Raw genomic sequence first — 13,908 nt, 5'->3', positions numbered from 1 at the left:
GAAACCACCGGTTTACACTACCGGAGAGAACCTATTTTTACTCATCCGTAAATAAATCTGCCGCTGGGAATGCGCCGAGGGGATTCCGTCGGAAATCCCTGCGCTGCCCCTCGAAATTCGAGCCGAGATGACCATTTTCCTTAGGTTTACAAGGCATCTGCGCATATTGACCCTTGATCGCGCGGTGAGAGCGGTGGGGCCATGCCGCCGCAAGAAATTTGGATCACCCATGGCGAATTGGAGCGGTACTGCGCGTCGCGGCCCGAATCTTTGACGAAAAGGGCTATCGCGCCACTTCGCTGGACGAAATCGGCGTGACCAAGACGGCGCTGTATCACGACTTCAAGAACAAAGAACAGCTGCTGTATGAATGCATCAAGCTGACCTATAATTGCGGCCAGAATGCCCGGCTTGAGGCGGAAAAGGCCGATGGCAGTGCCTTTGAAAAGCTGCAGCTTCTTTACCGACGGTTCATGGAAAACCTGATGGAGGAACGCGGCGCCTATACCACCATGGCCAATATCTCCGCGCCCTGGACCGCAAAACGATTGACGCGGCCCGCGCACCCAGACCGCCCGTATGGTTCGCCGAATTGCTGGTAAACGACAGTGCGGCCGTCAGGGCCGCACCGCCAGAGATCGTCAGCTTCGCGGATCAGGCGTAGCCGAGGTCTTTCATGAGCGAAGTATAGATGCCCGCAGCCCGCGCCGCGATCTCACCCTTCTGACCCTCGGTTTCAAGGATCTTGGTCGAGGCCTCGGCCAGCATTTCCAGCACGTCTTGCGGCAGTTGCACCACTTCGATGCCCTCTTCGGCAATACCCCAGGACAGCGACTGTGCCTCACCCAGCTGATATTCCAAAGACCGCTCGTAGAAGCGAGTCTCACAGGCGGTGTCCAGCACGCCGCGCAGATCGTCCTCAAGCGCTTCGTATTGCTTGACGTTCATGATGTAGCTGTCGGTGGTGAGACCCAGCCCCGGTTTGTAGTGGTATTTACAGACCTCCCACAGCGACATCGACTTGGCACCGGTGGCCGCGCCCCAATGAGCCCCGTCGACCACGCCCGAGCTGAGCGCCTGGTACAGCTCCGAACCCGGGATGTATTGCGGTGCCGCGCCTGCGGCCTTGAGATAGTCAAGCATGCTGCCCGAGGACCGGATTTTGACGCCCTGAAAGTCGGCCGCGCTGTTGATCTTTTTCGACAGCACGAATTCGGTCGGAAGAACCTTGTCGCTCTTGAGGATGACACCGTCAGGGATCAGCTCTTCGTTGACCAGGTCTTCGAGCCCGCCAAGCTTGACGGCGTATTGCATTTCCCAGCTTTCGCGCAATGCGCCGGGGATGCCGTAGACAAAGGAAGCGGCCTGGGCCTTGTCCTGAAAATAGGACCCCGAGGCAGTGCCCATCGGAACCACACCCTTGCGAATCAGGTTGTAGATATCCGGGCCCTTGGCGAATTCGCCAGCGCCGAAGAGTTCGAACTGGAACGCGCCTTCGGTTGCCTCGGTGATCTGCTTGGTCATAACAACCAGGCTGCCCTCGAACGACGCCGAGGCTTTCGGCCAATGCGACTGGATACGCCAGGTGACTTTACCAGCGGCAATGCCCTTGCCGACAAGTGCCGGGGCAGCCAAGACGCCCACCGCCGCGCCGCGCAGCATCGAACGACGATTGATGGCTTTCGAAGTGTTGGTCATATCTTTCTTCCTCCCTGAAGACGGTCCGCGCCTGGCGGACTTCTTGAACAATTCAACGATACAATCTTTTTGGCTCACCGAAACCCTTTTTGGCTCACCGAAACCACTGGTTTACATTACCGGAAAGAACTTATTTTTACTCATACGTAACTAAATCTTCCGATGGGAATGCGCTGAGAAGAGTCCGTCGAAAATCCCTGCGCTGCCCCTCGAAATTCGAGCCGAGATGACCGTTTCCTTTAGGTTTACAAGGCATCTGCGCATATTGACCCTTGATCGCGCCGCGAGAGCGGTCGAGTATGGACACCGCAAGAAAATTGGATCACCCATGGCAAATTGGAACGGCGCGGTCGCTTCGCGGGCAGAAATCCGCGAGATGAAACGGCGAGCGGCGCTGCGCGTCGCGGCCCGAATCTTTAACGAAAAGGGCTATCACGCCACTTCGCTGGACGAGATCGCCGACGAAATCGGCGTGACCAAGACGGCGCTGTATTACTACTTCAAGAACAAGGAACAGCTGCTGTATGAATGCATCAAGCTGACCTATAATTGCGGCCAGAATGCCCGGCTTGAGGCGGAAAAGGCCGATGGCAGTGCCTTTGAAAAGCTGCAGCTTCTTTACCGACGGTTCATGGAAAATCTGATGGAGGAACGCGGCGCCTATACCACCATGGCCAATATCCGCTCCCTGCCCCAGGACCATCAGGCCGAGTTGCTGGATCGTCGCCGCGCGCTGGATCGCTACTCCCGGATGCTGATCGAAAAGGCCATCGAAGAGGGCGATCTGCGCCCGGTCGATGTGCGCATCACCTCGAATTTCTTTCTTGGGGCGGTGAACTGGATCCTGCGCTGGCACAGCGAAGATGACGCGATGTCGCCGCAGGACGTCTCGGCGCATTTCCTCGATCTGTTCATGAATGGCATCGCCCAGCGCAGCAGCTGAGAGACCAGCGCCGGGGTCAGGACAGGGAAACAGGCTCCAACGTCACGATCCGCCGGGCACCGTGTCGATCTCATATTGCAGGAACACCGGCACCGGATCGGCCTTTTTGCGGCGGCTGGACAGGCTGACCGCGCCGCGGGTGGTCTGGCCAAACCCGGCCTCATCCAGCATCCCCTTGATCCCGCGCGGTGTTGCGGCGCTGCGCGACAATTCCAGCGGGTTCTGTTCCAGGAACGACAGGTCCTCGACCGCCGATTGCGGCTGCGCCGGGGACAGGATGACAATCAGCCGGTCGCGGCCAAAGCTGGCATCGCTGATCAGCACGAAATCATCGTCCAGCGTCGCCCCGGGCTGCATCCGCCCGTTGCCCATGAAGCTGATCGAATAATCCGCCCCGACATAGAGCAGGTTGTAGTCAACCGGGCTGTCGCCGGTGTTGGTCAGCCGCAGCCCGACCACATCGTCGGGCACCATACGCGGCACATCAGCCCCGGCCACTGGCAGGCGGCTGCTGGCGATCACCTCTTCGGTCCTGGAGTCAAATCGCCCGGTGATCAGCCCGGCCTCGACCGGCAGGCTGGTGTTGGCGGTGGCGGCGCCGACCTTCATCAGGTTCAGCGCCTTGGCGATGGTGGCAAAGCTGTCGGCCATGACCGCGGCCAGCTTGTCCGGAGTCTTGTCGGCGGTGGAAACCGATGGGGTGCGGGCCAGCTCCTCGGGCGCGACCAGCCCGGTCGAGGGCAGGATCCAGATCGCATCCGGGCGCGGGCTGTCGGGAAGAACCGCCAGCCGCAGATCGGCGCCCTCGGTGCCGGCCGGCACAAAGTTGATTCGCGACGCAATCGCCGGTTCCTGCATCATCTGCGCGACGGCGGCCTGCATCGCGGCGGCGGCGGTCGTACCCTCGGGCGGCAATGCGACGGTCAGCGAAAAGTCGATACCGTTGGACACTTTGCGCAGCACCGCCCCGGCGGGCACCTCGGGCGCGGCACCTTCGTCGGTGGCGATGGCGGTGGCGGCAAAGGTCGTCGCTTCGCGCACCCGGTAGCTGGCCAATGCCGCCTCATCCGGATCGGCAGGTGAGGCCAGCAACAACAGGTCGGAACCCGGGGTCAGCCCATGCAGCAGCCCGGCCGGAACCGTCAGCTCCGCACCCGCAACAGTGACCGGCCATTGCAGGATCAACCCGGCGCCACCCTCGCCAAACACTGGCTGATCCAGATCGCCCTCAAACAGCGGGGTCGAGCGGGCCAGGTTCAGCACCGCATATTTGCGCAGCACCTCCTGCGCCAATTGCCGATAGGTGATGCCGGGCCGTTCGGCCATGGTCTCAAACAGGGTATAGGTGAACACCCCCTGCGGTTTGCGCCCGGGCTGGCCGCGCGGCATGTTCTTTTCCGGGGTGGTCTCATTGGTCTGGGCGGCAAAGAACGCCACCAGCCTGCCCTGCCCCTCATTGGGAGTCGCCGCGGCGTCACCGGTCGACTCGATTGAGGCCGCCGCCCGCGCCCGCGGATCGGCGGCGGCCAGGCCGCGCGCCTTGCTCTCGGCCTCGGCCATCCGGGACTCGGGGATTTTCAGCGCTTTGGGTTTCAATTGCCGCTGGCGCACATCATCGTCGCCCGAGGGCGCGGCGCGGGTGGCGGTGCCGGAATGGCAGGAATCAAACACCACCCAGACATCGGCGCCCTTGGCGCGGATCGCGTCGATCATCTGGCCGATCTCGTCATCGACCAGCCCGTTTTCGACGCCACCCACCGTGTCGTTCCAGGGGCCGATATCCACCGGCAGGAACAATTCGTCGAGCCCGTCCAATTCGCTGTCCGGGTCGGCGGCGGGGGCCTGGGTGCCATGGCCGGAAAAATGCAGATAGACGAAATCGCCCGCCACCACATTGGCGGCCAGCGCCGCCATTTCCTGCCGGATCGCCGCCAGGGTGGCCGGGGCCGCGCCCGCGACCCCGTCGGCCAGCACATGCACATGCTCAGGCGCAAAGCTGAGCACCGGGTTCGCCTTGAGATAATCGCGCACCAGGGTGATGTCGTTCTTTGGCCCGTTCAGCCAGGCGCTTTCGTCCAGGTTCTGATATTGCGACGCGCCGATCAGCAGCGCGTGGGCGTCACGTGCCAGCGCCGGGATCGCGGTGGACAGGGTCAGGGCGACAGCCAGGCTGAGTTTGAATAACCGTTTCATCACAATCGCTTTCGGGGCAAAATCGGATCAGTTGGTGATCAGGGTATAGGAGGTGCCGCCGCCACCCCGGTTCAGCACCACGACAGAAAATTCCTCGCTCGCGGCCGGGCGCCAGCCACAATAGGCGATGGCGCTGATGTCAGTGTCAGAACAGACCAGTCGCCCGGCCTGATCGAACACCTTGACGTTCAGATCGGCGGCGCTGGCGCCTTCGACATAGACCTCGGCATAGGCGTTGCCCTCATATTGCAATGGCCGGTAGGTGTCGGTGCCGCCCGCCCGGATCTGGCTGATCGAATAGACCTTGCCCGAGACCACGCCCTTGGACTTTTCCAGTGTCAGATCTGCGGCCAGCCCCTCGATCACCGGATCGCCGGGGGCCAGGGCCAGGGCGGTGTCGCGCATGTCCTGCCAACTGATCGGCGGTTCGGCCGCGCCTTCGGGCACCGGGCCGTCGCGTTCGGGTTCGCGCGCCACCTCTTTGCCCAGCGCCGATTTGCGCAGCTTGGCCGCTGCCAGCGCCAGCAGCGCATCGCGGTCGCCCATCGCCGTCTCCAGCAGCCGGGCCGAGATTTCGATCCGCTTCACCGCGCTGGCCGGGACCATGTCGGCATCCAGCGACAGCGCTTCGGCCGGTCCGGCCTGCGGCACGATCGCCAGTGCGGCAGTAAAGAGGGCGGCGGGGAATAGGCGCATGGGGTGGTCTCCGGTGGTTGAGGCTGCCCCGATAATGGGCCGCAATGCCCTGTGGTTCAAAAGGTTTCTGGGTGTTTGGCGCAGATGACGGGACTTGTCATGTGAACCCGGACGCACAGACCGTTACCAAGGGAGCGTCACAGTGAAAGGACCCCGAGATGCCCAGCGATCCCCGTCATCTGCAGCGCCGCCGTCGCCGCCTTGCCCCGATGGTGGCAATGGTGCCGTTGCTTGCCCTCCTGGTGGTGATGTTGACCGCCAACCGCCCGGTGCGCGCCGAAGCTGTGGCCAATCCGGCGCTGCTGAGCCGGGCATTGGACGCCACGCTGGTGGTGCTCAGCGATGATGACGACGCGGTATTCCTCGGCTCGGCAACGCTCTGGGGTGACGGGAATGTGGTGGTCACCTGCGCCCATGTGCTGCGTGGACGCAGCCGGGTCACCCTGCGCGACCGGGCCGGGCGCACCGTCTCGGCGGCGGTCACCAAGGTCGACACCGCCCGCGATATCGCGGTGATCAGCCTGAACGAGCCTTTGTTCGGCCCCGGTCTGCCACCCACCCCCGAGGCGCCGCCGCTGGGCATCCCGGTCTTTGCCTTTGGCGCGCCGCTGGAAATGGAATTCAGCCTGTCCCGCGGCATCGTCTCGGCCCCGGCGCGGCAGCTGAACCCGGCGGTGCCGGTGCGGCTGATCCAGCATGACGCGGCACTCAATCCCGGATCCTCCGGCGGGCCGCTGATCGACGCAGGCGGCGCGCTGCGCGGGGTGAACGCCCGGATCGCCGACGGCACCAGGCTGTTCGCGGGCATCGCCTTTGCGATTCCTGCCGATGTGGTGGCGGCGGTGGTGACCGGGGCTCTACCGCCGGTGCCCTCGCTGGGTGTCACCGCCCGCCCGCTCACCCCCAAGATCGCCCGCGCCCTCGGGCTGGCGGATCGTGACGGGGTGCTGGTCGACGATGTCACGCTCGGTGGCTTTGGCTGGCGCGCCGGGCTGCTGGCCGGTGACGTGATCCTGGCGCTGGACGGGCGCGGGCTGCGCCAACCCGGCGATCTGGCGCTGCAGCTGGATGCACGCCAGGGCGATCAGGCGCGCATCATGGTGCTGCGGGCCGGGCAAGAGATCAGCCTGGCGCTGGATCTGACCCCGGAAAAGCCCCGCTTTACCCTGGCCGAGATCAAGGGCCAGATCGGGTTGATCGCCGCCTACAGCTGGGAAACGCTCGGCGTCGGGCTGGCCAGCGACACCACCAAGGTTGAAACCATCACCCAGTCCAGCCCCGGCTACCGCGCCGGGCTGGCCCAGGGCGACGTGATCCTGGCGGTGAACGGCAGCGCCGCCGAGCCCGAGGCGCTGCACAGCGCCCAAATCGACCGCCCGGTGGTGTTGCTGGTGCAGCGCAGTGGCCGCACCCTGCATATCCTGGTCGATCCCTGGAGCAACGCACAGTTGAATGTGCCGCTTGGCGGTGCCAATGCCCTTGACCCGGCGGTGTCGGTGTTCTGATCTGCAACAGGAGGAAACTGGCGATGAGTGACACACCCCGTATTCTGATCGTCGAGGACGATATCGAGGCCGCCGAGGCGCTGTCCGAAGCGGTGCGCGATCTGGGCGCCGAACCGATCGTCATGCGCAACTACGCCGACGGTCTGAAGGCGGCCGGTCTGGCGGAATTCAAGGTCATTGTCTTTGACCGGATGCTGCCCGGTGGCGACGGCATCGACGCCATCGCCAAGATCCGTGCCGCCGGGTCCACCGCGCTGGTGCTGGTGGTCTCGGCCCTGGGCCGTGCCGCCAACAAGATCGAAGGGTTGGAAAAGGGGGCCGATGATTACCTGGCCAAGCCGTTTGATGGCGATGAATTGCGCGCCCGGCTGCGGGCCCTGTTGCGGCGTCAGGACATGGTGGTGCTGGACAATGACCTGATTACCTTTGGCGATCTGCAAATCCGGATGAAGGCGCGCACCGTGCATGTCAGGAATGCCCATGTCCCGGTCAGCCCGAAGGAATTCGAACTGATCACCTTTTTTGCCCGCAATGCCGGTGAGGTGGTGACCCGGACGCAATTGCTGGAAAACGTCTGGAACCTGCATTTCGACCCGCAAACCAATGTCGTCGATGTGCATGTCGGACGGTTGCGGCGCAAGCTGGAGCAGGCGGCGGGGCATCCGGTGATCCACACCGATCGCGGCGTCGGCTATGTCTTTGATCCGCAAGGGAGCGTTGTCGGGTGAAGCTGCGCCAATCCCGATCCACGTCAATTTCGACGCGCCGCGCCCCGGGGCAGGCATGAGCCGACCGCGCCGATCCCTGGCCGGATCCGCCGCGCTGCGGGTGATGTTGATCGTCGCCGGCGGCATCATCTTTCTGTCGCTCGGCGCGATGGCGCTGCAATACCGGATCACCGCCCGCGCGCTTGAGGCGCGCCAGGCCGAGGTGCTGGCCGCCGATCTGACCGGCTTTGCCCAGGTCTATGACCAGCGCCGCATCCCCGGCCTGCGCGAGGCGGTTGAGGCGCGTGCCGCAATCACCCCGCCGGACTCCGGGCTCTACCTGTTGCAGGACCGCAGCGGCGCAGTTCTGGCGGGCAATCTTGAGGGCTGGCCACCGGGCGCGGTGCCGGATGGCGCCCTGTTTGCCGCCACCCCGGCGCAGGATCTGACCCTGCCCGGCGGCGCGGCCTTTCGCGGCGTGGCGCGGGAATTGCCCGGCGGGTTTCCGTTTCTCGCCGCCCGTTCCTGGGCGCCGGTCACCGAAACCCTGCGCGAGCTGCGCCGCACCATCCTCTGGGTCGCCATCGGCCTTTCGGCGCTGGCGCTGCTGGCTGGCTGGCTGGTGGCGCGGGCGGTGGTCGGGCGCATCGGTCGGCTGAACAGCCTGGCCGACCGGGTTGCCGAGGGCGAGCTGTCGGCGCGCCTGCCCGGGGTGCGGAGCGGTGATGAATTCGGCGCGCTGGAAAGCCATTTTCACGCCATGCTGGACCGGATCGAGGCGCTCAATCGCGCCACCCACCGGCTGTCCGACGCCATCGCCCATGAATTGCGCACCCCGCTGAACCGGATTCGTCAGCGTCTGGATCGGATCGAAGGGCAAGAGGACGATGTCGCCGCGATCCGCGCCGATATGGCTGGCACCATCCGGATGTTCGACAGCCTGCTCGATATTTCCAGCGCCGAGGCCGCCTCGGGCCAGCGCCCCGGTCTGGTCCCGGTGAACCTGTCCGAGATCGCCGCCGAGGTGTTTGAGCTGTATGAGCCGCTGGCCGAAGACAAGGGGCTGAACGCCGAGGCGCAGATCAGCCCCGAGGCCTGGGTGCTGGGCGAGCGCAATCTGCTGGCCCAGGTGATTTCCAACCTGCTCGACAATGCGATCAAATACACCGAGGCGGGCGACCGGATCATTCTGACGCTGGAACCGCAGGGCAAACGCCACCTGCTCAGCGTCAGCGACAGTGGCCCGGGCCTGTCCGAGGAGCTGCGCGCCACGGTGTTTGACCGCTTCACCCGTGGCGCCGATCAACAATCGGTGGCCGGTCATGGCCTTGGCCTGGCGCTGGTTCAGGCGATTGCCACCCGTCACGGCGCCGCGCTGAGCCTGCCAAACACACAAAAGGGTTTCAGAATCGAAATCGCCTGGCCTAGACTGTCACGGCCCTGAAGCTGCCGGGGCAAGGGGGAATTGACGTGTTCAGGGCTTTGGTTTCATTGGCATTCGGTCTGGTCCTGACCGGCTGCGCAGCGATCAACGCACCGTTGAACCAACCGCTGGCGAAGGGGGTGAACGGGCCTCTGGTCGACCCGGTAAATGTTTCCGAAACCGATGGCGAGATCTGGGTCGGGCTGGCGTTTTCCGGCGGCGGGATGCGGGCCTCGGCCTTTGCTGCCGGGATGCTTGAGGCGCTGCGCGACACCACTCAAGGCGCGGGCGATGACGACGGCATCCTCTCGGACGTCCGGCTGGTGTCGGGGGTGTCGGGCGGATCGGTCACCGCCGCCTGGTTCGGGCTGAAGGGGGCCGGGGGGCTGGCCGGATATCGCGACCGCTTTCTGGTGCGCGACGCCGAAAAATACATGGCCAAGTCGATCTACAATCCGATCACCATCGCCAGCGGCTTGTCCGGCGGCGCCAATGGCCGCAGCACCTATGGCCGGTTCCTGGACGAAACCCTGTTTCACGGCGCCACCTTTGGCGACCTCAGCCGCCAGTCCAGGGTGACCACCTGGATCAACGCCAGCGACATCGCCAATCAGACCACGTTCCTGTTTTCACCGGAAACTTTTGACGCGCTGTGTTCGGATCTGTCCAGTTATCCACTGTCCGATGCCATTGCCGCCTCCTCCGCCTTTCCACTGGTGTTCTCGCCGATCACCCTGGAATCCCATGCCGGCACTTGCGGCTATAACGAACCGGACTGGCTGACCGCCGCACGCTATAACCCCGAGGCGACGGGGGCGATGAAATCCCATGCCGCGGCGCTGGAAACCTATGCCGCAGGCGATCCGGTGCGGTACGTCAAGCTGCTCGACGGCGCCATTACCGACAATTTCGGCACCACCGGCCTGGCGGTCGAACGGGCGCGGGCACAGCTGCCCTTTGCGCCCCTGTCGGCGCAAGAGGCGGTGAAGCTGCGGCGGATGCTGTTCCTGGTCGCCAATGCCGGGGTGCAGACCGATTATTCCTGGACCAGGAATCTGCGCGGCCCCGGCGGGGTGCAGTTGGCGATGGCGATTGCGTCCTCGGCGATGGCCTCGGCCTCGCGCACCGGCTATGACGCGATGCGGCTGCAACTGGACAAATGGCAGGCCGATCTGGTCGAGTACCGCTGCGCGCTGCCTGCCTCTGAGGTGCGCCGCCTGCGCGGATCAACCCGGGGTTGGGATTGCCGTGATCTGAAATTCTTTGTCGGGGAAGTGTCGTTCCAGGGCCTGCCGGAACCGATGAAGCAAAAGCTCGACACCATCCCGACACGCCTGCAACTGCCGGTCGATCAGGTCGATCTGGCGCTCGAGGCGGGGCGGATGGCGACCCGGCAGAACCCGGAACTCAACGGCTTTCTACGCTCGACCAACCGCTATGGTCGCGCCCGCCAGCTGGCCGATGCCGCGGGCAATATCCCCGGCGCAAGGCGGATCACCCCGATCAAGAACTGATGACAAATCTGGTCACACGCGCGTTTCACTTGATTGGCGCGCTTGGCCGTTGCAATCGTTAATTGAACCAAAGGTCTGGAGCCCATGATGACTTTCCCTCCCCACCTTGCAGCAGGTTGGTTTGCCACCGTTGCAATGCTGGCCCTGACCGCCCCGGCGGCCAGCGCCGAGGTGCGTGGGCTGGTGGTCGGCGTTTCCGATTATGAATTCCTGAACGCCGATCTGCGTGGCCCGGCCAATGACGTCGGGCTGGTCAGCAACATGCTGCTGGCGCGCGGGGCAATGGCGGAGAATATCACCGTGCTGGCCGCCCCCGGCGTCCGGCTTGACCCGCGCCTCAGCCACAACGGCGCGCCGACCCGCGCCGCGATCATCGCCGCCCTGCAAGGGTTGGCGGCGACCGCACAACCCGGCGACACGGTGCTGTTCTATTTCTCCGGCCATGGCTCGCAGATGCCCGATGCCAGCGGTGACGAGGCCGGGGGCTATGACGAGATTCTGCTGCCGTCGGATGCCAGGAACTGGAAAGGCGCCATCGGCGCGGTCGAAAACGCGCTGGTCGATGACGAACTCGGCGTAATGATGCAGGCGATCCTCGACACCGGCGCCGAGCTGGTGGCGATCCTGGACGCCTGCCATTCCGCCACCGGTTTTCGTGCCCTGCCGGACGCCCAGATCTCAGCCGCGCGCTATATCGACCCGGCGCGCCTCGGGGTGCCGAACGCGGTGCCCGGCGACAGCCTGCCGGGGCAGATCGCGCCGCCGCTGAGCGGCCGCTTCGTCTTTCTCTATTCCTCGCAATCGGATCAGCGCAGCTTTGAATACCCGGTCGGCGACCCAGGTGACGCGGCCAGTTGGTATGGCGATTTCACCCGGTCCTTGATGCCGGTGCTGACCAGCGCCAATGGCATCAGCTGGTCACAGGCCCTGTTGGCCACGGTCGATGGCATGGCCAAGGACGGGCCCGCAGCGCAGACCCCGGATGCCGAGGGCCCGATGCTGGGCGTGGCGCTGTTTGGTGCCGCCGATCCGGTGGCCCCGGTCTGGCGCACCAAGGGCGGCGCGCTGAATGCCGGGCTGCTGCACGGGATCGAACCCGGCGCTCAGGTCGCGGTCTATGCCAGCGCCGAAACCACAGGGGATCCGGTGATCGCCGAGGTGGCCGAGGCCAAGGCCGACAGCGCCCGGCTGGCCCGCACCCCCGGCTTGCCCGCCGAAGGCTATGCCCGGCTGCACCGCCCGGCCCTGCCCGCCGCCCTGAAACTGGGGGCACCGGTGCTGATGCAGGGCGCCACCCCCGGCCAGATGCCCGATCTGCTGCGCGACTTGACTGCCAGCCTCGACGGGGTTGAGGTGATTGCCCAGGGCGCCCCGGATTATGTGCCAGTGTTCACCGGCGACAGCCTGGCCTTGGCGGGGCGTGACGGGGTTCTGGACGGGCTTGGCGCCGGCAGTAGCCCGCGCCTGTCGGCCAGCGCCAGCCGCGAAGAGGCCGCCGCCTTTCTGGATCGGGCGATCCGTGCGCATCGGCTGCGCCAGGCGCTGAAGGCCGCCGAGGGCAGCGGCGTCAAGGGCTTTGCCCTGCCCGGCTCCTCGCTCAGCGTGACGCTGGCCAAGGTCGATGTCCCCGGCACCGATAGCGATTGCGGTGACCCGGGCGCCGAGACGGCTGCCGAGGGCGAGGTGCGGGCCGATGCCTGTGACCAGCTTTGGCTGACCGTCAAGAACGGCTCGAAAACCGCGCGCGATATCACGGTTCTCTATATCGACCGCGATTTCCGGGTGATCCCGATCTATCCCGACGGCGCCCTGTCCAACCGGCTCGGCTTTGGCGAAAGCGAAGAAATCGGGCTGCAAATCTCAAACCCCAGCAACCGGCCCGGACAGGAGGACCTGGTGGTTCTGGCCGCCCCCGCCGTGCAGGGCGCGCCGCGCACGGTTCTGACCGCCCTGGCCGATGGCACCGCCCGCGCAATGCCCGAAGACACCCCCGATTTGGGACAATGGCTTTTCGCGGCGGCGGATCCTGAGGTAAAGTCCCGTAATTTCAGTTTCGGAGGCGCCCTGCCCTCGCTCGAGGTCACGCGTTTTCGCATCACGCTGGTTCCGACCAGCACCCGATAGCCCCAAGTGAATCACAACCAAAGAGAGTGAGACAAATGACATTCCTGACACGCCTTTCCCTTCCTGCCGTCGCCCTTGCGGCGCTGGCCACCGGCGGCATGGCCCAGAGTTTCGACGCCGCGCCCAAGGCCGATCCCAGCGTTTCCTCGCCCTTCGCCTTTGCCGAAACCGCCAAGAAGGAACAGCAGGCCGAGATGGCCCGCAAAGAGGCTGAGGCCAGCGGTGCCCGGGTGATCGGTGGCGAAATCGCCGCCAATGGTGCCTGGCCCTGGCAGGTCGGCCTGCTGATTGCTGGCCGCCCCGTCGGTCCGGATTCGCAATTCTGCGGCGGCTCGCTGATCCTGGACCAATGGGTTCTGACCGCGGCGCATTGCGTCTATATGCAGGACGACCAGGGCTATTTCGACCTGAACCCGCAGCAGGTCAACGTCATTGTCGGCACCAACAAACTGGCGCCCGGCATGGGCGACGTGATCCCGGTGGCGGGCATCTTCCGCAACCAGGCCTATAACCCGGACGGCTTTGACAGCGACATCGCGCTGATCAAATTGGCCCGCAAACCGAACGTGTCCTACCAGACCATCAAAGTGCCGGACAAAAGCTTTGGCGAACAGATTGACGTCACCGGCGTGCCGACCGTGGTCACCGGCTGGGGCCTGATCAACGGCGGCACCCATCCCGCCGAGATGTACCAGGCGCAGATCCAGATCCTGGGCCGCGACCAGTGTAACGGCGCCGTGATGGAAGCCCGTGGTCAGGCAGCGGTCGAGCCCTTCATTCAGGCGCTGCAAATCCTCAACGTCAAAGGCGATGACGCACAGAGCGCCTGGAACGCCCTGTTCTCGAAAGCGCCGATGCCGCTGAGCGACAACATGCTGTGCTCGGGCACCTATGAAGGCGGCAAGACCTCCTGCCAGGGTGATTCCGGTGGCCCGCTCGTCGTGCCGCTCAGCGATGGCTCCTATGTGCAGGCCGGGGTTGTGTCCTGGGGCTTTGCCAACAGCGAAACCATGACCTGCGTCGAAACCGCGCTGTTCTCGGCCTATACCAAAGTGTCCAACTTTGTGCCGTGGATGGAGCAGGTCATTGCCGCGAATTGACGGCC

General features: G+C 64.8%; 11 protein-coding genes. 8 read left to right on the top strand and 3 right to left on the bottom strand.

The genetic code is table 11. From position 1 onward, the window contains the following. The first annotated feature begins 218 nt into the window (after positions 1 to 218). Positions 219 to 602 (top strand): TetR/AcrR family transcriptional regulator, encoded by a 384-nt coding sequence (locus P1U48_RS06740; RefSeq protein ID WP_301068175.1) that lies wholly within the window; start codon positions 219 to 221, stop codon positions 600 to 602. A gap of 52 nt (positions 603 to 654) precedes the next feature. Here P1U48_RS06740 and dctP read toward each other — a convergent pair whose 3' ends face one another. Next, the gene (gene dctP, locus P1U48_RS06735; RefSeq protein ID WP_301068174.1) at positions 655 to 1,698 is read right to left on the bottom strand and encodes a TRAP transporter substrate-binding protein DctP; all 1,044 of its coding nucleotides are present in this window, start codon (positions 1,696 to 1,698) and stop codon (positions 655 to 657) included. 328 nt (positions 1,699 to 2,026) lie between these two features. On the opposite strand from dctP, the gene P1U48_RS06730 reads away from it, so the two are divergent. After that, positions 2,027 to 2,641 (top strand): TetR/AcrR family transcriptional regulator, encoded by a 615-nt coding sequence (locus P1U48_RS06730; protein ID WP_301068173.1) that lies wholly within the window; start codon positions 2,027 to 2,029, stop codon positions 2,639 to 2,641. Between the two features lie 42 nt (positions 2,642 to 2,683). On the opposite strand, the gene P1U48_RS06725 is transcribed toward P1U48_RS06730, so the two are convergent. Together P1U48_RS06725 and P1U48_RS06720 are read right to left on the bottom strand one after the other, a co-directional pair. Continuing rightward, positions 2,684 to 4,834 (bottom strand): caspase family protein, encoded by a 2,151-nt coding sequence (locus P1U48_RS06725; RefSeq protein ID WP_301068172.1) that lies wholly within the window; start codon positions 4,832 to 4,834, stop codon positions 2,684 to 2,686. 27 nt (positions 4,835 to 4,861) lie between these two features. After that, the gene (locus tag P1U48_RS06720) at positions 4,862 to 5,530 is read right to left on the bottom strand and encodes a hypothetical protein (RefSeq protein WP_301068171.1); all 669 of its coding nucleotides are present in this window, start codon (positions 5,528 to 5,530) and stop codon (positions 4,862 to 4,864) included. A gap of 158 nt (positions 5,531 to 5,688) precedes the next feature. On the opposite strand from P1U48_RS06720, the gene P1U48_RS06715 reads away from it, so the two are divergent. The 6 genes from P1U48_RS06715 to P1U48_RS06690 all read left to right on the top strand — a co-directional run bounded on the left by P1U48_RS06715 (position 5,689) and on the right by P1U48_RS06690 (position 13,903). Continuing rightward, positions 5,689 to 7,035, top strand: coding sequence for a trypsin-like peptidase domain-containing protein (locus P1U48_RS06715; RefSeq protein ID WP_301068170.1), 1,347 nt, complete (start codon positions 5,689 to 5,691; stop codon positions 7,033 to 7,035). A gap of 23 nt (positions 7,036 to 7,058) precedes the next feature. Beyond that, on the top strand, positions 7,059 to 7,763 hold the full coding sequence (locus P1U48_RS06710) for a response regulator transcription factor (protein WP_301068169.1): 705 nt from the start codon (positions 7,059 to 7,061) through the stop codon (positions 7,761 to 7,763). Between the two features lie 55 nt (positions 7,764 to 7,818). Beyond that, positions 7,819 to 9,186 carry an ATP-binding protein gene (locus P1U48_RS06705; RefSeq protein ID WP_301068168.1) on the top strand — a complete coding sequence of 456 codons (1,368 nt, stop codon included), beginning with the start codon at positions 7,819 to 7,821 and terminating at the stop codon, positions 9,184 to 9,186. A gap of 47 nt (positions 9,187 to 9,233) precedes the next feature. After that, a complete protein-coding gene (locus tag P1U48_RS06700) occupies positions 9,234 to 10,679 on the top strand; it encodes a patatin-like phospholipase family protein (RefSeq protein ID WP_301068167.1) in 1,446 nt (481 codons plus the stop codon). 135 nt (positions 10,680 to 10,814) lie between these two features. Beyond that, on the top strand, positions 10,815 to 12,803 hold the full coding sequence (locus P1U48_RS06695; protein WP_301068166.1) for a caspase family protein: 1,989 nt from the start codon (positions 10,815 to 10,817) through the stop codon (positions 12,801 to 12,803). A gap of 35 nt (positions 12,804 to 12,838) precedes the next feature. Continuing rightward, positions 12,839 to 13,903, top strand: a complete 1,065-nt coding sequence (locus P1U48_RS06690) for a serine protease (RefSeq protein WP_301068165.1) — start codon at positions 12,839 to 12,841, stop codon at positions 13,901 to 13,903. Positions 13,904 to 13,908 lie beyond the last annotated feature (5 nt).

The sequence above is a fragment of the Pseudooceanicola sp. genome (assembly GCF_029213205.1).
In the GTDB taxonomy this organism is placed as follows: domain Bacteria; phylum Pseudomonadota; class Alphaproteobacteria; order Rhodobacterales; family Rhodobacteraceae; genus Pseudooceanicola.
The sequence above is the reverse complement of the archived record's forward strand: the minus strand, read 5'-3'. Positions and strand labels throughout refer to the sequence as shown.